The 23,523-nt window shown below is 48.7% G+C and carries 23 protein-coding genes, 1 CRISPR repeat array and 1 other annotated feature; of the genes, 11 read left to right on the top strand and 12 right to left on the bottom strand.

Translation table 11 applies throughout. The features are described from left to right. Positions 1-585: 585 nt before the first annotated feature. Positions 586-885: a hypothetical protein gene (locus FCN51_RS00825; protein WP_160256057.1), complete on the bottom strand. Its 300-nt coding sequence runs from the start codon at positions 883-885 to the stop codon at positions 586-588. 507 nt (positions 886-1,392) lie between these two features. On the opposite strand from FCN51_RS00825, the gene FCN51_RS00820 reads away from it, so the two are divergent. Further along, positions 1,393-1,722 (top strand): hypothetical protein, encoded by a 330-nt coding sequence (locus tag FCN51_RS00820; RefSeq protein WP_160256056.1) that lies wholly within the window; start codon positions 1,393-1,395, stop codon positions 1,720-1,722. Between the two features lie 57 nt (positions 1,723-1,779). On the opposite strand, the gene FCN51_RS00815 is transcribed toward FCN51_RS00820, so the two are convergent. The 4 genes from FCN51_RS00815 to FCN51_RS00800 all read right to left on the bottom strand — a co-directional run bounded on the left by FCN51_RS00815 (position 1,780) and on the right by FCN51_RS00800 (position 4,735). Beyond that, the gene (locus FCN51_RS00815; RefSeq protein WP_160256055.1) at positions 1,780-2,259 is read right to left on the bottom strand and encodes a hypothetical protein; all 480 of its coding nucleotides are present in this window, start codon (positions 2,257-2,259) and stop codon (positions 1,780-1,782) included. Positions 2,260-2,321: 62 nt separating this feature from the next. Continuing rightward, a complete protein-coding gene (locus FCN51_RS00810) occupies positions 2,322-2,966 on the bottom strand; it encodes a hypothetical protein (RefSeq protein WP_160256054.1) in 645 nt (214 codons plus the stop codon). 183 nt (positions 2,967-3,149) lie between these two features. Next, complete coding sequence (locus FCN51_RS00805) at positions 3,150-4,454, bottom strand: type II toxin-antitoxin system HipA family toxin (protein ID WP_160256053.1); 1,305 nt, start codon at positions 4,452-4,454, stop codon at positions 3,150-3,152. After that, on the bottom strand, positions 4,451-4,735 hold the full coding sequence (locus FCN51_RS00800; protein WP_201762546.1) for a helix-turn-helix transcriptional regulator: 285 nt from the start codon (positions 4,733-4,735) through the stop codon (positions 4,451-4,453). Before FCN51_RS00800 ends, FCN51_RS00805 begins: the two co-directional genes overlap by 4 nt. A gap of 229 nt (positions 4,736-4,964) precedes the next feature. Between FCN51_RS00800 and FCN51_RS00795 the strand changes: the two genes are divergently transcribed. The 9 genes from FCN51_RS00795 (at position 4,965) to FCN51_RS00755 (ending at position 11,811) form a co-directional block, all read left to right on the top strand. Continuing rightward, a complete protein-coding gene (locus tag FCN51_RS00795) occupies positions 4,965-5,681 on the top strand; it encodes a hypothetical protein (RefSeq protein WP_160256052.1) in 717 nt (238 codons plus the stop codon). Further along, positions 5,678-6,169, top strand: a complete 492-nt coding sequence (locus tag FCN51_RS00790) for a hypothetical protein (RefSeq protein ID WP_160256051.1) — start codon at positions 5,678-5,680, stop codon at positions 6,167-6,169. Before FCN51_RS00795 ends, FCN51_RS00790 begins: the two co-directional genes overlap by 4 nt. A gap of 138 nt (positions 6,170-6,307) precedes the next feature. After that, on the top strand, positions 6,308-7,006 hold the full coding sequence (locus FCN51_RS00785) for a hypothetical protein (protein ID WP_160256050.1): 699 nt from the start codon (positions 6,308-6,310) through the stop codon (positions 7,004-7,006). A 154-nt stretch (positions 7,007-7,160) separates the two neighbouring features. Beyond that, on the top strand, positions 7,161-7,988 hold the full coding sequence (locus tag FCN51_RS00780) for a hypothetical protein (protein WP_160256049.1): 828 nt from the start codon (positions 7,161-7,163) through the stop codon (positions 7,986-7,988). A gap of 290 nt (positions 7,989-8,278) precedes the next feature. Beyond that, positions 8,279-8,662, top strand: coding sequence for a LexA family protein (locus FCN51_RS00775; RefSeq protein WP_236661113.1), 384 nt, complete (start codon positions 8,279-8,281; stop codon positions 8,660-8,662). A 6-nt stretch (positions 8,663-8,668) separates the two neighbouring features. Next, entirely contained in the window at positions 8,669-9,922 is a 1,254-nt protein-coding gene (locus tag FCN51_RS00770) for a Y-family DNA polymerase (RefSeq protein WP_160256048.1), read from the top strand. Between the two features lie 272 nt (positions 9,923-10,194). Then, a complete protein-coding gene (locus FCN51_RS00765; protein WP_160256047.1) occupies positions 10,195-10,470 on the top strand; it encodes a hypothetical protein in 276 nt (91 codons plus the stop codon). 18 nt (positions 10,471-10,488) lie between these two features. After that, a complete protein-coding gene (locus tag FCN51_RS00760) occupies positions 10,489-10,686 on the top strand; it encodes a hypothetical protein (RefSeq protein ID WP_160256046.1) in 198 nt (65 codons plus the stop codon). Between the two features lie 198 nt (positions 10,687-10,884). Continuing rightward, complete coding sequence (locus FCN51_RS00755; RefSeq protein ID WP_160256045.1) at positions 10,885-11,811, top strand: hypothetical protein; 927 nt, start codon at positions 10,885-10,887, stop codon at positions 11,809-11,811. Positions 11,812-12,108: 297 nt separating this feature from the next. Here the strand turns inward: FCN51_RS00755 and cas6f are convergent, their stop codons facing one another. Genes cas6f through FCN51_RS00735 form a run of 5 tightly spaced genes read right to left on the bottom strand, consistent with a single transcriptional unit; the run spans position 12,109 to position 17,216 of the window. After that, positions 12,109-12,675, bottom strand: a complete 567-nt coding sequence (gene cas6f, locus FCN51_RS27110) for a type I-F CRISPR-associated endoribonuclease Cas6/Csy4 (RefSeq protein ID WP_309402423.1) — start codon at positions 12,673-12,675, stop codon at positions 12,109-12,111. An 11-nt stretch (positions 12,676-12,686) separates the two neighbouring features. Further along, on the bottom strand, positions 12,687-13,736 hold the full coding sequence (csy3, locus tag FCN51_RS00750; RefSeq protein ID WP_236661111.1) for a type I-F CRISPR-associated protein Csy3: 1,050 nt from the start codon (positions 13,734-13,736) through the stop codon (positions 12,687-12,689). A gap of 51 nt (positions 13,737-13,787) precedes the next feature. After that, positions 13,788-14,753: a type I-F CRISPR-associated protein Csy2 gene (gene csy2 / locus FCN51_RS00745; RefSeq protein WP_160256043.1), complete on the bottom strand. Its 966-nt coding sequence runs from the start codon at positions 14,751-14,753 to the stop codon at positions 13,788-13,790. Beyond that, positions 14,750-16,039 carry a type I-F CRISPR-associated protein Csy1 gene (gene csy1 / locus FCN51_RS00740; RefSeq protein ID WP_160256042.1) on the bottom strand — a complete coding sequence of 430 codons (1,290 nt, stop codon included), beginning with the start codon at positions 16,037-16,039 and terminating at the stop codon, positions 14,750-14,752. Before csy1 ends, csy2 begins: the two co-directional genes overlap by 4 nt. Positions 16,040-16,058: 19 nt before the next feature. Then, positions 16,059-17,216, bottom strand: coding sequence for a hypothetical protein (locus FCN51_RS00735; RefSeq protein WP_374727181.1), 1,158 nt, complete (start codon positions 17,214-17,216; stop codon positions 16,059-16,061). Between the two features lie 74 nt (positions 17,217-17,290). On the opposite strand from FCN51_RS00735, the gene FCN51_RS00730 reads away from it, so the two are divergent. Continuing rightward, positions 17,291-18,501 (top strand): IS3 family transposase gene (locus FCN51_RS00730; RefSeq protein ID WP_096884248.1). Its coding sequence is split into 2 segments (ribosomal slippage): positions 17,291-17,576 and positions 17,576-18,501, totalling 1,212 coding nucleotides; the frame shifts between segments, so codons are not numbered across the junction. Further along, positions 17,569-17,685: a sequence feature (AL1L pseudoknot), on the top strand. Its footprint overlaps the gene before it by 117 nt. Here FCN51_RS00730 and cas3f read toward each other — a convergent pair. Beyond that, positions 18,498-20,750, bottom strand: a complete 2,253-nt coding sequence (cas3f, locus tag FCN51_RS00725; RefSeq protein WP_160256040.1) for a type I-F CRISPR-associated helicase Cas3f — start codon at positions 20,748-20,750, stop codon at positions 18,498-18,500. The genes FCN51_RS00730 and cas3f overlap by 4 nt on opposite strands. Beyond that, entirely contained in the window at positions 20,747-21,727 is a 981-nt protein-coding gene (gene cas1f / locus FCN51_RS00720) for a type I-F CRISPR-associated endonuclease Cas1f (protein WP_160256039.1), read from the bottom strand. The genes cas3f and cas1f overlap by 4 nt, the downstream gene beginning before the upstream one ends. 197 nt (positions 21,728-21,924) lie before the next feature. Next, positions 21,925-23,452: a CRISPR direct-repeat array (repeat unit 28 nt; unit sequence CCAGACCGCCGCATAGGCGGTTTAGAAA). Positions 23,453-23,523 lie beyond the last annotated feature (71 nt).

Here is a 23,523-nt window from a genome sequence, read left to right as displayed (position 1 = left end):
AGGCTCAGTTTATGCAGTTCGATGTAATTCTCTCGTAAGGATAGGGCAAGCGAATGTCCATAAGGCGCTTCACATATCAAGATGCAGTAATCTTGATGAGATTAGCTCCTATGTCAAAGTTGGTACACTCGTATTGTTTCACTGTCCCAATCTGGAATACATACCACCAACAGTAATAGTAGAGGGGAGCGTCAGCTTGACGTACTGCTCTGGACTTGGTGAGGTCCCATGGGAACATATCAAAGGTCATTTCAACGCTGTCGGATGCACCGGGCTGAGAGAACTCCCATCTCCATTTTCCGTAGAAAGCTTCATAGATATCAGCAGCACGAAAGGCTTGGAATTACGGGACGACATAACGTGTCATCGAATAATTGCTCGACGGACTAATGGACTCAAGGTCTCAGAAAACCTTTTCGCTCGAATGCAAGACGACATGGATCTAGATGGTTCAGAATACACTCTCACTGACCCTTTGCTTGAAGATTCATCACCAAGGCCATCCTAACTCCATTTGTGGAACATGCCCCTTATGATAAGAGGCAACCCGCAATGGATTTTTTGCGAAGATGAGTATGTTCCTGATTACGGTGCAGGACTTTCTTCTTCTACTACATCTGGATAAAGTTCTGGCACTCGATCGCGAGGCACCCAAGCCCAAGCTTGCACCCATGCGCCTTCATCAGAAATCGACATAAAGGCATGATCGTCAATTTCAAGATCATCGTTAGTATCAACAGCCGAGGTGAGAACTGCCGGCGCTTTAGCCTCGCTCAATTCCTTCATCACGGCCACAGCCGCGTCATGATTTGGATTGGAAGCATCTGCGGCAATTTTTTCTACGAGATCAATTGCATGTTGAACTGGGGTAAATGAGATCTTCAAGTTACTATCCTTTCGCGGACTGCTTGGTGTCTATGGATTCAAAGTAATATAGCCACGATGCATAGGACAGACTTCATTAAGCTTTTGGCTATCCCCCCTATTCTGCCAGAAATGATAAGTTCATCTTCGTTTTAACCCGCCCAATAAACAAGAAATTAGCATCGGCAACCAGGATGCGCATTCCTTGTTTGGAAAAGTAGAAAATATCAATATAAATCATATACTTGACCGAATTTTAATATCGGCAATATCGATGTGTTTAGAGTGCATTTAAAGGTGAAGGAAAATCGAATACAGGTATTGTCTCAATTACAGCGTGTATTGCTTCCAACGCTCTTACCTGAACTCGCAGATCTCTCATCAAAAGCCAATCTACCTCTTTGTCTCGGCGGAGAGTTTAGAATAACGATGGCACTTCCTACACGGATCTTGGCCCGACATAATCGCTCTTCCTTGCATGGCTTCTAATTACTATGCATCAAACGCTAATAGTGAGAGACCGGCAAAATGAACGATCAATCTGAAGGAAAATACATCATCGGAAATGTTTCGTTTGATGACAAGATTGTTGGCTTTTGGGGGGAAGATTCCGCCGATGGCCGCCATTTGCCGTCTCGTTTCAATTCCGAAGATGAAGCGCAAGCCGCGATCAGTGAGTGTGTGAGTGAGACAGAGCAAGCTTATAGAGATGGTTATATGACCTCTCCATGCTCCGAGGACGATTTTAAAGCTTTGGATTCCTCTGATCCTATAATTGCGGACATGCTTCTCGAAATATTTCCTGATCTCGCGCAAGAAGGTCCTGGCGCTTCCCCTGAAGACCAGCCTTCACCCTGAAGTTCAGAAAAATCTATCCGCAAACAACGCTACGCGCCAGTTCAAAGAGAAAATCTCTTATACTGATGGGAACACCTCTGAGACCTCTGAGGCTGGTGCACCTTGCGATGGGAAAACAAGAAGGTCCCTTAACACATCGCGTGCTAGATCCAATGCGATAGAAACATCGTTATCATCATAGCTTGAAAGAGGCTTCTGAAACCCATCCGCTGTTTTCTCTATATATTTTTGTAAATCATATTCAGAATCTATTTCGTCAATATTAGGCTGATATCTTACGTTGTTATCGAACCAACCCTCGATCACCTCTTCCACATCGTGGCGCCCAGTGGCGTCATAAGCGTTGCCTTCTCCATCAACAGCATAAACGTGATTAGTGGCCGGAATAAAATCGCCATATAATTCAGACTCATCAACCAGAATAAGATAACTGAACCCCAACTCCCGATGAAGGGCTGTCGCGAATACATGACATTCTCCATTCATGTATCTGTCTATGTTGTTGGGTTCTGATATATTCTGCGACACATGCGACATGTGGCTGTAATCCTTAGCACTGCATCACTGGGGTCATTATTCCAGTGATGCAGTGAGAGATATCAGGGAGATGGTGCGTCGGACACTTCCGGCTTAGGAGCAGCTTCTGCAACTAAGCGGTTAATGGCAGAAACATCCAAATTCTTTTCTGGCCCACTCATCATTTTGGCGAACTCCTCGTGGGACAGAGTCAAGTCCGTTTTCTGTCCGTCCGCCCATTCAAAGCTGCAGTCCCAGTCCTGAGCCCCCTTTTGCAGCGAAAAGCCTTTAAGGCCAGCTTCACCATTAACCATTACTGGCTGTTGGCCTTCTGGGGTGGCAAAGGTGATTTTATCGACTCCTGTCGCGGCAAAAGGAATGTCCAGCCCCATTTCTCCCCAGTGCGCTGGAGATTTCACCCCGACATAACCGGTACGCTCGACTACAACATTGGCTGGAAATTTCTGGAAGTCCTCGGCCGCAGGGTACATGAACGGCACATCGAACATTACCTTGCGCCCCACCTGATCTGAAAATGTCATTTCAGAAATAGTCCTCCGGTCCTTACCAAAGGATGACAGGATCTTTTGCGTCAAAGGTGTGGCATAAACATACAGATCTGACGCATGTTTGGCCAATTCGACACCGCTGGCCAACATTGCCTGGCCAATGTTCGTCACACCAAGCGCGGTCAGATCTGCCTTAAGTTTTTTTTCATCGATAGGCATGCCAATCAATCCCTTTTGCTTTGTCGGCCATGCCATGGCCGATCGCACTTATCAGTGGGGATTTAGATAGCCCATTATCTTGCAAACAACAAAAGGCACTTTTTCATAGCTCAACACAGATGAAGATATGCCTGAATAAAGTGAAATTAATAAAATAAGATAACGGTTAGCGAATTTGTATGATTAAGATGGTGTTGGGGTTGGAGAGTCGTCAATTAGTTCTGCTCCAGCTACATATGCATTCTCTGGCTTGATGTTAATTTTTATCGATCTGCATCTCTCAGAAATCTCTCTCTTAATACCTTCTAACAAATAACTGTCGCCTGCCGGCATGGATCGTACTGCGTCTAGTGACTTGTCTATTCCACTTTCAACCCTGTCGGCCATTTCTCCCACCAGATTTATTACCATTCGAGGGTTGAAATTGCACACATTAGCCAACCTCTCCCAATTTTTTGGCATGAGATGCTTGCCATCTTTCTGATTTCCAATCGATTGGGCCATGTTTTTATTTATATGAGGCCATACTGCCGCACACATGAGATCATAAAGAGGGGCAAGTTTTGGTGCGGACTTTCCACTTAAGAGTATTGAAAAATTCTTCGCGTGGGCATCCCCATTGGTAATGAGAGTATTAAATATTATCCCTTGCAGTAATCGATATGTGTCATCACCACCGAGATCTTTTGTAATATTGACCATGTCGTTAATCGTGACACCACGCTTGCCTGCCCCTCTTTCGTATTTTAGTGCTGGAGGGAAGCCGAGGGCCTGACAGAAGTCTTCCTGATGCAAGCGATAGATCTTGTTGTCTCTGATCTCTCGATCATACCTCGTCACGAGGCACCATGATCTTTCCCCTGCAGCTCCAGTCGTTACCTTGGAGGCATCAAGGCCAATCTGATGAGCCAGTGTTAGGCAGAATGCTTCGTTTTGCACGCCTCCTGGAAGACGCTGGGCATCTGGTTTTAATATATGTGTCGATGGCGCGCCATTGATCGGAATGTAAAGCTTCCCTTTTGACAGGGTCACAGGGAGTTTTTCCTGTGCGCCGGCCAGGCTCATCGAAACTCCCTCATCCCCCACTAGAAAAGGTTTGCGAGGCAACTCGTTTATGATCTTTTCCAGTTCTGCATCACTCTCGATTAACCGATAACCAGGTTTACCTGTGGTCCGTTTTCGGCCGACGCTTAATGCCCCAGCCACATCCTGACCTATGCGCGAAAGCATTCCGATTACATCTTCTGTCGATACTCCCAAAGCTCTGCCCGCGGCAGCTAAGGGATCCCCTTCTGGAAGAAGGTTCATCAGCCATGGCGTGACTAATGAGTGACCATAGCTTTGAGTGCTTAGTGGCATCGATAATGAAACAGGAAAATTAGAATTACGCGCTAACCACTTATTGGAGTAGGTAAACGTGATATCAGGTTCAGGGGTAATGCTCCCCACGATTATGTCGCCGTAGTAAACAGGAATCACGTCTTTCATGGCAGCATCACCCCTTCATCACCATCTTCGTCTGGCTCAGTATGATCGGAGTGTGCTGCCTCATTCCTCTGTAGCGATTGGTCGGCAGAAAAAAGCTTTAATCCTGCCATTCTGGCCACTTTAAGAGCTTTGTCGAGATGGCATGTAGGCTTGCCGCACTCAAGATCAATGATAAATCGCACGCCGACATTCGAAATGAGAGCCAACTGCTTCTGAGTGAGGGCGCGGCGTTTCCTGCACTCTTTGACCAGTTGACCGAATGTCCTTGCATCGTAGATCATATCACATCTCTCACAGTCTGTCAGTTTTCGAATGACATATTCCCGAACGGGAATATTTTACACAAGAGACGCTGAAAGTGCAAAGAATATTCCCGACCGGGAATATATTTAGACCGGTGGGTGAGTCTTTCAGCAATGCAAGGCAAGATTCCACTTTGACAATTGATCAAAGGGGTAGCAAACATCTCATATTAAAGTTTGAGCCATATGATTTGAAACGGATGCAGAAATGAATTGGAAAGCACTTAACAAAACAATCGGACTTTCTGCGGCCACGCTCATTACCATAGGAGCAGGAGCTTCTTTACCTTGCCGTATTGCTCATGCTCAAATGAGCTTAATCGCAAAAAGTGCTACATTTGCTGGTGGTGAAATATCATCTCTTCTATTCTTTGAAACCGCAGATGAAATGTATATGGCAATTTCAAAAGCAGTGATAATTGCTTCGTCAGGTCCTGCGGCCTGTAATTCTGCGGACTGCACGAAACAGATTGAAGAGATTATCAATCGGCACCCCTATATTGGCAAGTTTATAGAAAATTACGAAATATCACGATACCTAAATAAATATCCTGATAAATCCCAAGCTATAAAGGTCATATCCACTCAAACCAATATCCCCTCAACACAAGATGAACGAACATTCGATAAATATGGAAATGCAATCGCTGTAACTATCCCGCCACCTCCAGGAGACTGTTCTCCAAATGAGCATCGGAATATGCAAAATGACGTTGATGAATTATGCAAAGGGACTGAACTGAGAAGGTGCTTAAAATCAGATTCACCAAGTATAATAAATCAAAAAATCGAAGCTTACAGAAAATGTTCTGATGCCAGGCAAACAATAAACACAAAATGCTTTCGTGGAGGAGATCATGGACACAGAGAGGCTGTTTATGGATTATATATCGGGCTTTCAAATTGTCAGGGTTTAATAAAATGACTGATAATAAAACACCTATTGATCAGGAAAATATGGAAGATGTTCTTCACGAAAAAGCTTTGTCTGTGTACTTCGCTTTTAAAGATTTTCCCAAACCCCAAAAGACTGATTTCATCCCTTCAAGCGATTACTTGAGTTGTAGAGAAAAAGAAGAATTTTTCAGCATTTTTGGGTATAATAAGAACATAAGTTCTATTGATACTTTACTGAATTCCCTCATACCGATGCATTTTCTACGCCCTGCAGCTCTAGTTTTTTATACCCCTCAAATCGTATTATATAGTGCTCTGGCTGGTGAAATCGCAGGCGATATAATAGAAAGCCTTGCTATGAAATATTCTACGAAAGAGGGGAATACACCAGATGGCCACGAATACGAGATCGCCTTAAAAAATCTACTAAACCCCATACAACGTAAGACACTGAAAAGTTTTTTCTCAATTTGGGGGCTACTTTTTGGAAAATTACATTGCCGTCTTTGGTTGTAGTTGTAGAAAAAAATGTGATCCAGACAGTCTTTTAGCCTATTTATTATCAACTTCCAATTAATTGAATTATTGTGCCTTGCATCAATATCTATCATTCAGATTTCACCAAAATGTTGTGAACTGACATGGATAGGATCGATGGGTATCAAAGATTTTTCGACAATTGACGAATTGAGAGAAGCCTTTCCCTCATCCTTCCTGGCCAACGGCACTGTTGATCTGACTGCTCGGAGGGAAATCAGGACGTTGCCCTCCGACATGACTGTTGCAGGCCACCTTATTCTTGATAACTGCGACAATCTTACTGAAACCCCAGAAAACCTTTCTGTGACAGGCTGGATGTGCGCCACTACCTGTCATTCACTTGAGAAAATCAACAAAGCTAGAGTTGGCGGGAACATGCATATAACCAATTGTCCTCGTTTGCATGTGTTGAGCCCTGCCCTATCTGTTGGGGGATGCATAATTAACTACTGCAGTAGTTTGTCTGAACTTCCCAAGTTCCATGTTGCTCGGAATATAGATGTCTCGTACTGCCCAGAAATCCAAGTATTACCATGGAATGATGTTCGAGGTTATTTTAGCGCTGTCGGATGCACCGGGTTGAAAGAACTTCCCGCACCATTCTCTGTCGCAGGTCAATTGGATATCAGCGGAACTCGTGGACTTGAGTTGAGAAGTGATGTCTCGTCCCCATTAATCTGGGCGCGTAATTGTGAGGCCCTTGAGATCTCTGACGGCTCACTATTGCGCCGTTTGGGTGGAAACATTGATCTTGATGGATCTGAATACACCATCCTGACGCCTGACAGCATGCCTCAAGCTTTCTCCCCATAACCGCTTTCACTTCTGCTAATGACTTACATGTTGATCATAAATCCGCAGGGAATGGTTAACCTATAAACCAAACCTGCGATATGTAACCTATATATTACACGGTTCAACTGACACTTATCGGTGCTAGTTCAAGTCCCAAAAAGAGAGAATGCCAATGTTTCTTTACCATGGCTCCCCAGATCGAAATCTCTTTCAGGATGAGTTTACCGTCACTGCAAAAGAAAGCTCGCGTCTGCAAGCTTTCTTTACCACCACTGATCCTGGAGTGGCTGCTCTCTATGCGGGGCCTGATGGCGTTGTCTACCGATTTAATGCCGATCAGACATCGATGCGCTCTGGTTATGATAAACAAATAATCCTTGATGGAAGGTGGGATCCTGATTCTACAGCACATAACTGCCCAATATCTGACGATCAGTATTTGCTGATTGAGAAATACTTGCTTAACAATCAGATTATTAAGGAAGGAGACTATCTCGATCTTTGCTCTGAGAACTTTTATTACGGATCAATGCAACCAGCAGATCAAAATACATGGCTGCGCGTACTCCATGATGATTTTTTACCCGCCGAGATGCCGGCCAGCAAACGAGAAGCAGTGGCAGGCGAATTGCTGAAACTATGCGGTTACACTGCCGTAGTGGGTTATGATTCCTCTGATGGGATGGAAAACGACTTCACTAAGCGATATTCGGAATCAAACTGGTCTGACGCAGCTCGCTTGGGCTGCAAGAAGGTATTACAGGGCATTCAAAGGGATCCAGTAGATTATGATTGGACACCCGTTGTCGCCTTTATGAACGGTACGAAACCAAACTTAAAAATTTGCGGCAAAAAGCAGGCATCACTTATCTTGGAACAGATCTCGGGCAGCAAAACCGATTATCGAGTATGCAGAGAGTTTCCCAATTGGATAGAGCCCGAAAAGATCGTAACGCCTGCCTCTTCCCTTTCCATGTCTGATCGTGCACCTGCCTATTGACCGCCCTTTCTGCCCCCTTCTGCCGCGGCCGCCCTCCGCCGCCATGAAGCGGATTTGCGGGATGGATTATTAGAGTGCTCATCCTGTGATCTACATCTACACACAGTAACAGAATGGCACGCAAAACATGAACGGACAAAACATGAACGGAGGCCTATCTCCAGATTTTAGGTTATGAAGAACCAACAGTCATTATCGTCTATATCTCCCATAACTATCAGGTCTTTCTTGACTCATACAGCTCGCGTGTTCTTTATATGTTCTCGTGAGTGAGTGAGGAGGCTAAGGATATGACTACGGGCTATGCAGGCGACAGGACAACAGGGTTCGCAAGCCCAGCTTCAGACGCCATTGAAGGGCCAATTGACCTTTCGGAAGTCCTGTCCTTATCAAAGCCCAATCGATACCCGGTTCGAGTAAGTGGCACGTCATTCTCCTCCCGCGGTGTCATGAATGGAGACGTACTGATTGCGGATACCGCGGGAGCGCCTGCATCTGGACGGTTAGTCATCGCAAGCGTCAGTGGGCAGATCATTCTCGCAGAACTACGGAATGATCATGGTCGCTGGCTTCTCATATCTGGAGACGGCAGTTCTCAACCTCTATACGTTGATCCCGCGAAGGATGTTGAAATTTGGGGAACCGTTACTGCCCTCGTAAGAACGGAGGTCTAACCCCAAATGTTCGGTCTGATTGATTGCAACTCCTTTTATTGCTCCTGCCAGAAGGCGTTTGACCCGCGATTGAAGCACCGGCCGGTTGTTGTTCTCAGCAATAACGATGGGTGCGCCATAGCACGCACGAAAGAAGCCAAGGATCTGGGTATTAAGATGGGCGATGCCTGGCATTTGATCAGGAATATTCGCAAATTGGAGCATGTGGCCTGGTTCTCCAGCAATTACCCACTTTATGCAGATATGTCCCGACGGGTTTATGAAGTGCTTTTGGATTATGTTCCTCGCGTTGAAGCATATTCAATTGACGAGATGTTCCTGGATCTGAGCGGATTTCATGAAGATCTGTCCGTAGTGTGCGAGCAGATACGAACAGCAGTCGACCAGATCACTAAAATCCCTACATGTGTAGGATGGGGGCCGACTAAATCAATCGCAAAATTAGCTAATTATATCGCTAAGGACAGGCCTGAACTGGAAGGGTTATGCGATCTCAGCGCCTCCAATGTGCGAGAGAGGTATTACCGCAATCTGTCAGTTAGTGAAGTCTGGGGAATAGGGCGCCGCCTCGCGCCAAGGTTGCATGATTCAGGGATACGCACGATCCAGAATTTCGTTGATGCAGATGAGGCATTTATCAGAAAGATTATGTCTGTCACGGGCGTAAGGCTTCAGGCCGAATTGCGAGGAGAAAATTGCCTCCCTCTGTCAGAAGCTCCAGGGCAGAGAAAGGGTATGGTGTGCTCCAGATCCTTCGGTTGCATGGTTACGGACTACACGAGCATGCGTGAGGCGATCTGCACATTCACATCTCGTGCCGCAGAAAAGCTTCGCGCAGAAGATCTTGAATGCGGACACTTGACTGTTTTCATCCAGACCAGCTCACATAGGCGTCAAGATGAGTGGTATGCCCCTCAGGTGTCCCTCTCCTTCCCGCCGACCAACAGCACATTCTCTCTTGTTAAGCATGCTACACGGCTGTTGGATGCTATTTGGAAAGATGGATTTCGCTATATGAAAGCCGGAGTGGGGCTTAATGATCTTGCTCCATCCAACAGGCAACATAGCCTATTTGTGCAGGAAGATGAACAAAAGTCGCGTGCATCAGATGTGATGGACGTTATAAATCGCAAGTTTGGACAAGGTACCCTTAACCTTCTGGGCGCAGGCATACAGAAGAAATGGGCGCCTAGGCAGAATATGCTATCGCCTCGCTACACTACCGATATTAACGAAATCATGGTTGCCACCACCTTCTAATTGGGAATAGAAGGTTTTCCTGCAAATGGGGTTGATGGTGCAAGGGATAAATATTTCGATTGTGGGTTGTCAGTCGGCCTTGGGCCTTGTGATAACATACCCATCCACTGAGACCGGCTTCAGTCTGTCTTGCAACCCTTGCGTTTCCAGCAGAAGTTCATTCTACTGCGGGCTGATGATTATGCATTGATGCTTCAATTCACATCATAGGCTCTGGGATAGTAGCCGGTCACAGTCACATAGTATCAATTTACAAGGTTTTAGATTTAATTATGGAAACACGCTTTCAATTTATCATTCCTGAAGGCTCTATTGTGAAAACTCTTGGAGTTCCTGCAACAGCAGAGTCTCCAGAAATACCAAGAAGAACCTATCCTGCTAGAAAATACCTAACAGACCTAGTGAGGAATGACCTAAAGGCGCATGTTCGCCTCCCCAAAAAAGATTTTGACGACTTTCTAGTTACAACCAAGACATTTCAACAAAAATTACGCATGGAGTCTGCAGCAGAGGGTGAACTCTCGCCATTTTTCAAGAAAAAATGGTAAGATCTGGATAGCATCAGCATGAAACAACATCGTGAGCACAAAATCACCAAAAGTGCAGTTTTGATTGAGCTGAATGGTGAGGCTGTAATTCTTAAAATATCTGCACAAGGGTGGAATGAAATTCTGGCCATAGCAGCACGCGAAGCCAAAGGGGAATTGTGTGTAGCTAAAGTGCCAAACCAAAATATCTTTGATCTTATATCTACTCAGGCCTAAGGACCTGCCTTAAATTGATGATTACCTAACCTTAGGCGCCCAGCATAACGGGGGTGACATCTCGAAATGTCTGTATTATATATATGCATAATATGAATGCACGGGTAAGAGATGATGATTAGAAGTAATATTGTTTTCATACAGGCATATTAACCGCAAGATGAATGTATTGCTTTTATTATTAGAAGAATTTTAATCATGAAATCTACATTGAAATTATTATTAACTCCAAAGAGAAAACTTCAAAAGGATGCAGAGTTATGCATCAACAGCTTTTTTGAAAAGCTTTTAATAGATCCCTTCACGCTATCCCAGAGATACTCTCCATCTGAATTGTGCCTACAAAACGAGTTTGAGCGCATTCAGAATATAGTTTCTTCTGATGAACGACCATTGATAGAGCATCCAGCACTACCTTTATTACGCATATTGTTTAAAAAATTACCTCCTTATATGGCTGTTATCGATATCAGATCCATAGGATCTGTTAGCGGATCCCGTGATCCCTTTACGAACGATCTGGATGCATTGCCCCAGACAGTGAACCACAATGCATTATACGACCCTGAAATAGGATGTCTGGACTACAAGGGAATCAGGAAGCTAAGGCGCGAAGTTTACAACAGCTTTTTTCATACCACCAAAACAGAGCGGATTTTTACGATTACAGAAAGAGAGTGGGACGGACATCGTACGGCCCATAATTCAGACGGATCACATAGGTTCAGTTATTGGCGTCAACTCGCGTTAATCCCAACAGTGCCCTATCGGATAAGGGCGAGGATTGTTCCTTTCTCGCTTAATGAGAAAGCATTTTTGAGTCTCATTTCATCATGGCGTATTGTCGCTGTGACCAGATCTGGAGAAGGTGTGAAAGATGCCATGGACATGGCGACTTTTTGGCCTGAAGGGTTCTGCCCAATCACCAGGGACAGGTATAACAACAGTTCGCAAGATTATTGGATTGTTCCCCAGCCTCACATGGCTCCGCTTGAGTACAGAGATCCACTCATAACAGTGCATCAGAAGCTTGATGAACTGAGACCATTTGAACCACTGAGGGTTATCGCCGAACAAAGAGTTATGCCCACAGCATCAAAGCCATGGAGGAAGGATCGCCTCTAATTTTTTAAGAAAAAGCTAGTTTGCTCGGAAGTGAGGATGTTGACATTCTTCAGTCTGGAAGTTCCGGGTTTTACGGCGCATCTGATAAGTAAAACTAATATCGAGAACCAGTTCGATGAGTAACAGCACGCATCGACTGACTGTTTTCTTTGAAAGAAAAAGAGCAACACCCGAAGATGTCGCTCTTGTAGTTATCCACCTATTCGGCAGTTTACTTAACCTGCGAAATAATATTTTCTAAACCACTTTGCAGTGTTCACCTCATAACTATCGGACGATGCCACCTTTTTCAAGGGGTTAGAACCAAGGTACAGTGGCTTCTGAACTTAGCCCGTAACCAGAAAACGGCCCTGGAACAGGGGAGCTGAGCAAGGGGCCGTGTTTGATGAAAATTGGATATGATGGCGTGGATGTAGTCTTGCTGCATACCAATATCGATGGAAGGTTTAGGCGCTTCTCAATACTGTCAGGGATAAGGCGTTTTGCCTCTAGTTCCGAAAGGTTATGCCTACGCATCAGGCGTCTGCGCAGTCGTGGTGCGCTTGACTTAGCGCGGGCACGGCTCACGCATCGGTATTTAACCTGCTCTGGTACAGACATGATCCCGGATGAAAGCGTGTAATCTTCCAGCCGGAATAGCCACCCACCATCGAGCAATCTGGTGAGCGCATCCTTTGATCCGTGAACCCGCAGCACATCGCCAACCGACATGAAGGTGTGGTTCGGAAAACTCACTCCGACATCAGATGTATGAAGGCTCGCGATCGCACCATGCAGCCGGTAGAAAACCCGAGACATGATATCTTGCACAGTAATTTCCTGATCCGGTGATAAACACCGGACCTGAATAAAGTGGCTCAACATGGAATGACCCATTAGTCCGCGCTACCGAAAACACCGCCTCGAATGATGCAGGCCATGACATAATGCTGGTCACCTTCTGAGGGGACTTTGTCCTTAAGCATCCACCCATCGAGCAGATTGTAGAAATCACGCTTCAGGCGAGGCTGGCGGAAAGCCTTGCTCATAGTGGTCACTGACCCGTACATCTCCGCCGCAATCGGCATGCCATCGCTATCGGGATACCACGTATCGACCGTCCGCAGCGCGTTACCAACCTTCTGAGAATGCAACGCTGCAACAGGCCCTGATTTCGTTTCAACAGCATAGAGGGTTCGGCTCTTGCTGTTGCGCGTGCGATCCATGATGAGTTCCTGTGAAGGAAAGACCTCCAGTCCAGGAGCCATCCGCGCTTTGGAGACAACCTCTAGCAATGCAAGGCTTTTGCCGGCGAGTGCATCGGCAATCACGGTGCCAAGGTCTATGATATCCTTGTTATCGCTCACTCCCGCCTCATTGAGGCGCAACGAGAAGCTATCGAAAGACCAGCTCTTGACGCCCTTCCCATCCTTGAGGAGACGAACCGTTGTCTCAATGTCTTGCGCGCTCAGACGATTACGCCACAGAGCACGGGCGTTGGCGATATTCTCGGCATATCGCAGTCCCAGAGTACGGAAACCATCGCGAGCGATGTAATCAGCAACGACACTCTGCACGCGATCTCGGTATGTCGGCTCATTGCAGGCACAGGGGATACCCACATTGCCAATCACGCGCACGGTAAAAGTGACAACCAGCGTATCGGCCCCTTCTCCATCCACTGGAAGCGTTGCCACATCAACGGTCTGGAGGTTCGGAGACTCAATTGCGGCGTCCAATTTCGCTGGATCAGCGTCTTTCTGTTTCTTTATACGGTTGGAAATTGTCCCACGAACCGCTTTTTCACGCAGAACAATCGGATCCCCGTTGCCTGATGTGAAGATTGCATCTGACGGGTCAATCTTACGCTCGAATGCGAGGACGGATGGGTTGGCAATGGCGCTTTTTGGCATAGCTTTCTCGGTGGACAGTGAGAGTTGGGTCATCTGTCATGATCCTTTTACAATTAAAGTATATTGAGGAAATGGACGGCGTCTCTAAGCCGCATTATTACGGCAGCGGTAGAGCCCTTTTTCTGGGTCGTTCTCCACATGCCACAGCAAACTGGAGGGAGATGAAAGTCTGTGAGGGCCAATCCACTCCCCTATGGAGTAGAGTGCTTCAGCAAACTGGAACGGCACATCTGATTGCCTTGCGCCCTCGACAGTTCCAGCAGGACTAACTGGAACAAGACCGGCGTAACCGACTGTGATGGGCACCAGCCAACCAGGAGATTTCTCGCTCTTCCATTCGCCTTTTTCTGGATCGCCGTCATGTTTGTCTGGCATCCATTTCCATTCACTACGACACACTGAAAGCCAAGCGTCCATCAGAGTGGCATCTGGTGAAGTGGTGCGGAGACGCTCCAGACGGGACGTCAGAACATCCTGTCGGTCAATCAGGGCAAACCCCGGCATGAGACGATAGCGAAGCCGCTGATAAACATGATCGTCCTCATCGACCGGCGCATCGAATATCCAAGGCATAGGTGAGATCGCGTGACTGCCGCGAGGGGCCATAATGGAACCGCCAGCACAACGCATCTGGGCAACGATATCCCGGATGGTTTCTAGATCTTTTTTGAATGTCTCTGTACTACCCGTGCGCCAGCGTTGACATGTGACGCCGAAGACCAGAGAGATGTCGAGATGGATGCGCCCTTCCTCAATGATTGGTGCGGTAGAGCCATTTTTGGTGAGAGGATTCCGAGTTAATCCAAAAACCTTTCGAAAGCCCGATCCTCCGACCATCTCCTGATAATCGTGGCATACCACACCGACTGATTCGAAGAATACATCCTCTATACCAGCTTGGCACAATTTGCGCCCAATCGCCCACATAAACCCCATGAACGCTGTGATTGATGGGAAGCCATGAGTCATAGGACTGGAAATGGCGTTAGCGTTCTGTACACGTAGGCGTGGTAGAACCAGACCATGAGTAAATGACGGAGCCTTGCTCATGCCATACCTCCCTGAGCCAGACTTGAGGTCTGCCATGAACTTTCTTGCAACAAAATCCGACACCAATGGGCGAATTCTGTATCGCCAAGACCGACAACACCATACTTAGATAAGGCAGCATTCAGCGCATTCGCAATGCGCGTACTAACATCATCCTCCCATCGGTCGGGACGTGCTGTATCAGAAGAATCATCGAAGGCGCCTGGATCAAGCCATGCCTTCTCCCCCAGCGGTAGCCGGCAATCTGATGCTAGGGTCCATCCTGGCTTTTCGTAAGACCTAACCGATTCAGTGAACTCAGCAAGGGCCTGACACAGATCGTCTTCGTAGATCGTGCGTTGCTTGCGCGTCTCAATCGTCGGTGGCGGATTTGTTTTGAGGAAGCCAGCCAGTTCCTTGATGATATGATAGGCGCGCCGAGATCTGACAAAGGTCGGAATGGCGCTATCGCGTCCACGTAAATCAGGGACAGAGCGCCCGACCCATTTGGGTGGCAGTGTCGATAGCAGGTAACTGACGCCTCGGCGGGACGAATTGAGCGGAGAGACGTTCTGCGGATTGGCTCCGCCTACATGCCATTCGACGACATCATGATAAGAGATAGAGGGATGTTCAGACGGCTTGCCCTCCCGGCGAGCCTTTCTGGCCTCTTTGCTTTCCTCTGAAAAATTCGCTGATTGCACGGACATGTACAGTTCATGCATCAGCGAGCTGCATGCTAATGGCGCAAGCAGGATGAAGTCTTTGTCCTCTACCGGATCATCCCCGTTGAGCCAAAACACCTGCTTCATCAGGGCATCGACACGAGGTGCCTTGGAAGGCGAGACAACTGACGCAAATTTCACCATCATTTCGTCGCCTTTTGCGGACGATGGCGCCAGCGCATCGCGCAGCGCTGGATCATTCGATAGGACGTAATCCAGCAGTCGTTGCCCATCTACACGAAGATTGAGGAAGGCTATTACATAAAGGGCGGCTGCATTTTGCGCGGAGGCATCCTCATGAAAAGACGGCCCCATCGCGTTTCGCGCCACAACGTCACAGTGTGGGAGCGTGTCAGGCGGAGCGTAGAAACTGTCACACTGTGAGGACGAATGAGTGATCCGAGCGACGTGGGTTGCGAACTGGATTGCCTGAGCATCCTCGGACGCTTTCTCAACCCACGTTTGATATTCGTAGCGTGGATCACCCTCCGCCACCTTTTTCGTTTCTCGGCGCTCTTTGATAAAGTTCGCTATAGCCTTCCTGAATATCGCTGTTCTCTCAGATTGCGAGGACACATTCATTTCACAGTCATTTCCTTTTTCATTCCCCCCTATACACGGCGAAGCCGAGATTAGGATGGTACCGCCAGCCAAAATCAGAATTAGGGACACGGACTGACATGAGCGCGGCCGTCGTAGGAGAGACTAAGCCAGAGGTTACTTTATAGTCAATACCATATTGTTTCGTAGGAGACCAAGAATAAGGAGTATCAAGGCTCACATCATGACGAAGGCTCTTTTCCACAAGCACGTACAACCTCTCACCAATTTTTCCATCTTCCCGATAAAGGCGAGGAATCCCATCTTCATCGGGCATCAGAACGAGAGTCACCTCTTTCCCTGATGAAGCACGAAAAGGTTGTTGCTGAGGAAGAACCCCGGTCATAAGCGACTGTGGGAACTTCCACACGAGATAAGACATGAAGTTTGCAGGCCTGAATGCTGATGCAGTCAGGAACCTCTGACGTCGAGATCCCGATGATACCGCCTGCCGCAACTCATCCGGCAACATATTGCGTACCAATGCGGCCTGCTCCAGGTCCGCAAGGCTTGTAGTGGTGTGCCATTCAGAGCGAGGGGGGGGATCGATCCTTGGGCGCGCATCAATGTGCTTTACAAAGCCGCTCTCCAGAAGATCGCAAGCATGATGGGTCGCAAGACGAAAATCACCACTTCTCCCCTCATAGCCCGGACGGCAAAAGGCCGCTTCAGTGGGTTTGAGCAGGGCTCTTATCGGCATATCTAGGATCGCCATATTCGCATCAATCGGGATCTGACGACGATGCCGCTGAATACGACCAGCCAATTGAATTATCGAACGGACTGATGATGGTTCCACTACTGCCCAATCAGCATCCCAATCGCGACCAACCTCGCACACTGGCGAAGCCAACACGACAAATACGTGATCTTTGTCAGGATCAGCATCAATTGCTCTGCGGATCTCAGGCTCGGAAAAGGCGGCGTCTGGACTCTTTCGTGTGAACGACCGATCCAGCATGTTCTCTATCGCTGCCCGATGAGCCAATGGGAAACGCGCATGGTAGACGCAAATATGAACACGCATGCCCGGAACTTCCTCCGCGCGAAAGAGGATCTGGGCCACGTCAAAAATTGGTTCTATGTTGGCCATACGCACAATACCGAAACTTACCCGCCTCCCAGTGACGGGATCAGCGCCTGCGTGTCGGCCATGCATCTTGAGACAGGAAGCCATGATGAATTGCCCCGGGTTTTGTGGAGACAGAAAGACCCGTGAGGTAAGAAGAATTCATGAGCAATAAATCGAAGCGTTTTCCGCCTGAGTTTCGTGACCGTGCAGCCCGCATGGTTCTGGAGGAAGAGAAGAACCATCCTTCGCGGTGGTCTGCAGTGATGATGATAGCGCCAAAGCTGGATATTCATCCTGACACGCTGTCAAAATGGACCCGTCTGCATGAACGTGCCAATGCGCCTGCGGTGAGTGACCTGCCTGATCGAGAGAAGATCAGGCAACTGGAGCGAGAGAACCGCGAATTGCGGCAGGCCAATGAAATCCTGCGTAAGGCGTCGGCATATTTTGCCCAGGCGGAGCTCGACCGCATCTTCAAGCCATGACACGCTTCATTGAGGAGCACCGGCAGACATATGGTGTCGGGTCAATCTGCAGGGTTCTGTCGATTGCACCATCTGCCTATTATGCAACTGTTGCCAGACAGAAAAATCCGTGTGTGCGCAGCCAGAAAGACAAAGAACTGTGCGATGACATCCGTAGAGTGTGGAATAATAATTTCTGCGTCTATGGAGCGCGCAAGGTCTGGCATCAGCTCAGACGTGAAGGCGTGGATGTCGCCCGCTGCACGGTAGAGCGGCTGATGCGCCGGATGGGGCTGAAAGGCGTCATTCGTGGCAAGGGGGTCAGAACCACACGGCCTGATCCGCAACGTCCGTGTCCGCAGGATCTGGTGCAGCGCCAGTTTCATGCTCCTGCCCCCAACAGACTGTGGGTTTCGGATTTCACGTATGTTTCCACTTGGCAGGGCTTTGTTTATGTGGCCTTCATCATTGACGTCTTTGCACGGGTTATTGTGGGTTGGCGTGTCTCCTCAACGGCTCATACCGACTTCGTACTGGATGCCCTTGAGCAGGCTCTGTGCCAGAGGCAGCCTGAGGGAAAAGTGACCCACCATTCCGACCGCGGCTGTCAATATGTGTCCATTCGCTACACGCAAAGACTGGCTGAAGCGGGGCTCGTTGCTTCTGTCGGCAGTGTTGGGGATTCCTATGATAACGCCTTGGCAGAGACCATTAACGGACTTTACAAAACCGAACTCATCTATCGGCAGGGGCCATGGAAAAACAGGGAAGCTGTTGAACTGGCAACACTTAAATGGGTCGACTGGTTCAATAATCGGCGGCTCCTGTCCTCCATTGGAAACATCCCGCCAGCAGAAGCTGAGGCACGCTTTTATGCACAACAGAAATCACATGCATTAGCCGCTTAAATCAGATAAAAAACGTCTCCACAAAACCCGGGGCAATTCATGATGGTCTTTGCATAACCATCCAATACATCATGGCGACCACTTCCCTCTGGGATAACCACAGGCACGGTTTCAGCAACCCGAAGAGCTGGTTGCTGCGCAAGCTCAGACGCACGCGCGGCGATAAATTCCCTATGCTTTTCCCGGAAGGTTGCTACGTCTGAAGGCGTATCCGATGTGCAAGAAAACTCATCTACCCAAAGGCACGTGACTCCTGGCCATTCATCTCCGCACCTCCCATGGTTTTCGTCGTAACACCGCCTCCCGGTTCGGTATGCCTCATACATGCCTTCGACCATTGCCGGAGGAAGAGTGGCCGATGACAGAAGCACTCGCGCGCCTAGAAGGCCAGCAAGATGCACCATGCGCGTCAGGGCGGGCATATCATTGAGATCGTAATCATCCAATTCATCGAGCACTATATCGGAGGTCATCAATCGAAAGCTGGGAACGATGTGGCGACCTCCACGAAGGGATTCCGTAGCAGGGGCTATATGATCAACTGTGCAGACTACCACAGGGGTCGCCAGAAGTTTCTCGCTCTTCTTATCTCCTACAAGTCGCCTGGTGACCGGATGAGAGCCTTCAACGCCTCCTTCCACGACATAACCCTCATCCATGATGGATTGCATCGATTCAGATCCTGAGGCCGCTGCCTGATCAGCGTAATGCTCGAACAATGTCCTACTGGCTAAACCACCAACGAGAATGGCGATATCATTCGAAGAAATGCCAATATCTCTGCGATAAGCTTCACCCGTCTGCAACGTGAGCGATCGCAAACCAAGGGCATAGGTCAACCTGAACCCGTCATGCTCATTGGAAAGGGCATTCATAATTTTGCCGTTTGCTAATGTTTTGCCACAGCCAGTAGAAGCCATAGAGACAATGAACGCCCCGCCCTTTTCTGATCGGTCACGAACAGCGCGCGCTTCGTCCACTGCCGCATCCTGCCATCGGAACTGATCATGAGGGGAGCGTCGCAGGAGGGCGCGATGACGCTTGATGCTCGGTAGTAACTGTTTGACGGACTGTAAGGCATAAGCCACTTGGCCTGCCGCGCGTGCAACACCAAGCAAATGATCTGTGAGCGGCTCTTTCAACCTCCCCTTACTGTCTGTATTTGCAAATAAGATGTCTTTTGATGCCTTTGCTACCTTTCCAGTAGAGGGCAGACTGGAGTGATGATGATCTGCCAGCATAAGACTAAGCCGTGCGAGATGCAGCACATAAGGATCCTGTGACAGAGACGCATCGCTTCCAAAGGCTGAGCTATCACGATCCAGCATCTCTATTGCTTTAAGAGCGAGGCGCCTCGCATATACGCTCCATTTTTTATCGCGAACCGGATGTGCTTCTGACTTCCCGGCCATGCGCCAGCACGATTGTATGTCCTCCGGGTTATCGTCATCGTAGGACTGACTGTTCCATTGTGCCGTAATTTCGGAAAGTGGTTTGGTAAGGATATCCAGTGGAAATGATGGAGATTCCTTCCCCAGCCATTCCTGCTTCCCATCCTTCATTACCGGAACCAAAGGCATTCTGTGATGTGAAACCACAAGCCATGCCACAGCGGCTGCAAGCGGTGGAAGGTTCTGAAACGGCATGGATCGTCCGCTTCCATTGTCAACACCATCGCGTACGAGCAAGTCTAGATCAGTCCATCGTCCCGCATGAGACTGTGAATCCGCAAGCCGTTCGAGCCATATCCTGTCATTGTCCGCATCTCCGACAAATGCAGAGAACATGCGAACAGAGACCCACTCATGACGATATGGGCTCCTCTTGGGGATATGGGATCGCAGTTTCTCCTGAAATTCCTCACTCCCCTTTCCCAGATCATGAAACAATGCAGCCATCTGCGCCAAAAGAAGGACTATGCCCCTCGATCGCCACGTGGTTTCATCATCCGCCCTAAGGATATCGCGGACTGTGGAGTTCGTCGGGACATTGCCAGCCTCATCGAAGCGACTGCGATCACCCACAAACCAAAGAACATCTGCGCCGCTGGCTCCTGTCAAATTATGACAGGCTATCGCAGTATTGCGCCTTGCTTTCCTTCGAAGAAGGTCGCGGAGGGTCTCCAGCCCCTGCTCGGTGATCCGTGTCTGCCACGTTCGAGCCCCTTTCCTTTGGGCGAACTGATCAAGGATGCGGCGTGTTTCGGATAATGCACGCTTGTCGCATTGAGAAATCAAAAGCACGTTCATGGAACTTGATGTTTAACCTTCATATCCATGGAGACATCCTTGATCACATCGATCATGAAGTCGAGAGCATTACCCCCTACCAAGACATCTGTACAGGCTGCGCGGAATGCAGTCTGATCATCTCCGCGCATGGCCGAGATGAATGCCTGAGGCATGACCATAGCGTCCTTTACGAGGTCAGCCACATCGAACACCAGTCCGCCTCGCCTTGTCTTTCCATGCAGGACGGCGAAGCCGTGTGGTATGCCAAGAACCCATAAAGACGTTGCGCCAAGTCCGTAGGCCAAATAATTTCCATGGTCGAGAAATCTGTTTGCCGGGTCACTCGCCTCGCCATTGCGAGATCTAGTAAACTTCCCGTAGCTCACTGCAGATGCTGCCATACGAAAAAGGGCTTTAGTTATTCGCGCCTCCTCTGTAAGCAAGGCCTGAGTGTCTGGCGCCCCCTGTATTGCACTTTGACTTTCACGCAGAAGGCAATCAAGGGCCTCGAAATCTGGCTTGAAGCCGTTTTTTTGAAAGCGAGGCGATCTCCATGTCATGGCTATTTTTTCGCTCCGCATGATCTGAAATGCTTTCGCCGCTTTCAGGCGGCGGGAATCATCAAACCAGAAGGACATCCATGCCTGAACATACTCTGTGGGACGGTATTCACTTTGGGCAGAAACCCAGTAAAAATCAGCTACTCCTGACGTACCTGCAAAAAGAGGCGTTCCGCCGCCGGCGCTAAACCCGATCATTACACCCGCCTTCCCAAGTTCTCGAACGGCGGCTTGCGTTATCGAAGTTCCTGGGCCGAGGAGTAACGTTGTGGTATTGGCAATCGGCACATTCCAATACAACCTCTTCTTGCCCGCATCCGTCACATACTCAACGCGCCCTCCATTCACGAGTAAGCGGCAATATTCCAAATAATAGATGTTGGCGCGTTTGGAGTACATAATGGTCTTGAGAGATGAAGGAGAAATTTCGTCCATAAGAAATATTTCCAAACAACATGCTCTTAACGTGAAAGCTCAATCCTAGCATTTTTCCACTTGATAAGACCCTTTTTTTTCGTTACCCAGAAATCTCTTAAAAACCAATGAGTTGTAAAATGCCTCAAAAAAAGGGGTAAAGGCTTATTGGATGATCTTTTGGCGGATTTCCGCCGCACATTGTGAATATTGTTCTACCAGACCGCCGCATAGGCGGTTTAGAAAGCTGGCGCGTAAAGATCGACACCAACACTCAGCCAGACCGCCGCATAGGCGGTTTAGAAATCTGTCAAAAATCCAAACGGACAGAGCGCAGTCCAGACCGCCGCATAGGCGGTTTAGAAAGCCTCAATGCCTTGATTTTCTGCGATTTTTGGCCAGACCGCCGCATAGGCGGTTTAGAAACAGATTTTCGGAAGAAAATTGCTGAATTTCATCCAGACCGCCGCATAGGCGGTTTAGAAACGGAGCCGGGCCGCCGGGTTCTGCGCTTCTTGCCAGACCGCCGCATAGGCGGTTTAGAAAAGCTCCAAACGCTCTGACGCTGCGCCCATTTTCCAGACCGCCGCATAGGCGGTTTAGAAATAGTTTATGCAAGCTGGCTTGTATTCCGACACCCAGACCGCCGCATAGGCGGTTTAGAAATCTTGTCACAATTCCCGTCACTGGGCTTGTCGCCAGACCGCCGCATAGGCGGTTTAGAAAGGTCTGACTGTCTTGTGTACCGCCAGAAACGCCCAGACCGCCGCATAGGCGGTTTAGAAAAGATTGCGCGGGTTTTGTGTCTAGCGTTCTCGCCAGACCGCCGCATAGGCGGTTTAGAAACTCGTCCATGTGCCTGGACGAACCCCCTTGCGCCACACCGCCGCATAGGCGGTTTAGAAAGGAACCTGATTGCCAAGACCGAACGGGGTATCCCACACCGCCGCATAGGCGGTTTAGAAAGGGCTTCGCCCTCTGATCCGCTCATTTTTCTCCACACCGCCGCATAGGCGGTTTAGAAAACAGCGAACACAGAGACCGCCGCTTCCGCCAGCCACACCGCCGCATAGGCGGTTTAGAAATTGTTACCCGTTCGGATTTATCTTTTTTCTGTCCACACCGCCGCATAGGCGGTTTAGAAAAGTCCTGCGCCTCTTCTAAAAGCCTCTTACGACCACACCGCCGCATAGGCGGTTTAGAAAGCTCTGCGCTCGCTCCCGCACTGAAAAAAATTCCAGACCGCCGCATAGGCGGTTTAGAAAATGATTGGGAACGCTGGCATTTACCTGCGCAACCAGACCGCCGCACAGGCGGTTTAGAAAACACGAGGACGCTAATTCCGATTCAAAAAATTCCACACCGCCGCACAGGCGGTTTAGAAAGTGCGCGGATCGGGAATACAACACCAGTGGAGGCCACACCGCCGCACAGGCGGTTTAGAAATTTGCCTGATTAGGTTTTGCAAAGTCCTGGCACCACACCGCCGCACAGGCGGTTTAGAAAAAGGGATCATTGGAAGGGGTGAAGGCCGACTACCACACCGCCGCATAGGCGGTTTAGAAAGCATTCAGGCTGCACGGATTGTCTTGGACTACCCACACCGCCGCATAGGCGGTTTAGAAAACACCGGCTTCTCTCTCTAACCGCCTCAGCAGCCACACCGCCGCATAGGCGGTTTAGAAAGCTACAGCACGGCGACCCCGCGCCTGCCACAGTCACACCGCCGCATAGGCGGTTTAGAAACAACTTTGCAATCCCGACACCTCATCGGCTGGCTCAGCTCTTCAAGATAGCAGCACGGAATTTGTAAGTGG

It is taken from the genome of Acetobacter pasteurianus, from assembly GCF_009914215.2.
In the GTDB taxonomy this organism is placed as follows: Bacteria; Pseudomonadota; Alphaproteobacteria; order Acetobacterales; family Acetobacteraceae; genus Acetobacter; species Acetobacter pasteurianus.
Note: the sequence above shows the minus strand (reverse complement) of the source record. Positions and strands in the feature narration are given on the sequence as shown.

Bases quoted from the DNA above. Each gene is read 5' to 3' on its own strand.
- FCN51_RS00755 (WP_160256045.1), top strand. From the start codon at position 10,885: ATGAAATCTACATTGAAATTATTATTAACTCCAAAGAGAAAACTTCAA.
- FCN51_RS00800 (WP_201762546.1), bottom strand. From the start codon at position 4,735: ATGATCTACGATGCAAGGACATTCGGTCAACTGGTCAAAGAGTGCAGG.
- FCN51_RS00765 (WP_160256047.1), top strand. From the start codon at position 10,195: ATGGAAACACGCTTTCAATTTATCATTCCTGAAGGCTCTATTGTGAAA.
- FCN51_RS00770 (WP_160256048.1), top strand. From the start codon at position 8,669: ATGTTCGGTCTGATTGATTGCAACTCCTTTTATTGCTCCTGCCAGAAG.
- cas1f (WP_160256039.1), bottom strand. From the start codon at position 21,727: ATGGACGAAATTTCTCCTTCATCTCTCAAGACCATTATGTACTCCAAA.
- FCN51_RS00820 (WP_160256056.1), top strand. From the start codon at position 1,393: ATGAACGATCAATCTGAAGGAAAATACATCATCGGAAATGTTTCGTTT.
- FCN51_RS00810 (WP_160256054.1), bottom strand. From the start codon at position 2,966: ATGCCTATCGATGAAAAAAAACTTAAGGCAGATCTGACCGCGCTTGGT.
- FCN51_RS00790 (WP_160256051.1), top strand. From the start codon at position 5,678: ATGACTGATAATAAAACACCTATTGATCAGGAAAATATGGAAGATGTT.
- cas6f (WP_309402423.1), bottom strand. From the start codon at position 12,675: ATGTTGAGCCACTTTATTCAGGTCCGGTGTTTATCACCGGATCAGGAA.
- FCN51_RS00785 (WP_160256050.1), top strand. From the start codon at position 6,308: ATGGGTATCAAAGATTTTTCGACAATTGACGAATTGAGAGAAGCCTTT.
- FCN51_RS00795 (WP_160256052.1), top strand. From the start codon at position 4,965: ATGAATTGGAAAGCACTTAACAAAACAATCGGACTTTCTGCGGCCACG.
- csy2 (WP_160256043.1), bottom strand. From the start codon at position 14,753: ATGAGCAAGGCTCCGTCATTTACTCATGGTCTGGTTCTACCACGCCTA.
- FCN51_RS00760 (WP_160256046.1), top strand. From the start codon at position 10,489: ATGAAACAACATCGTGAGCACAAAATCACCAAAAGTGCAGTTTTGATT.
- csy1 (WP_160256042.1), bottom strand. From the start codon at position 16,039: ATGAATGTGTCCTCGCAATCTGAGAGAACAGCGATATTCAGGAAGGCT.
- FCN51_RS00780 (WP_160256049.1), top strand. From the start codon at position 7,161: ATGTTTCTTTACCATGGCTCCCCAGATCGAAATCTCTTTCAGGATGAG.
- FCN51_RS00805 (WP_160256053.1), bottom strand. From the start codon at position 4,454: ATGAAAGACGTGATTCCTGTTTACTACGGCGACATAATCGTGGGGAGC.
- FCN51_RS00775 (WP_236661113.1), top strand. From the start codon at position 8,279: ATGACTACGGGCTATGCAGGCGACAGGACAACAGGGTTCGCAAGCCCA.
- FCN51_RS00815 (WP_160256055.1), bottom strand. From the start codon at position 2,259: ATGTCGCATGTGTCGCAGAATATATCAGAACCCAACAACATAGACAGA.
- FCN51_RS00735 (WP_374727181.1), bottom strand. From the start codon at position 17,216: ATGCATGGCCGACACGCAGGCGCTGATCCCGTCACTGGGAGGCGGGTA.
- csy3 (WP_236661111.1), bottom strand. From the start codon at position 13,736: ATGACCCAACTCTCACTGTCCACCGAGAAAGCTATGCCAAAAAGCGCC.
- cas3f (WP_160256040.1), bottom strand. From the start codon at position 20,750: ATGAACGTGCTTTTGATTTCTCAATGCGACAAGCGTGCATTATCCGAA.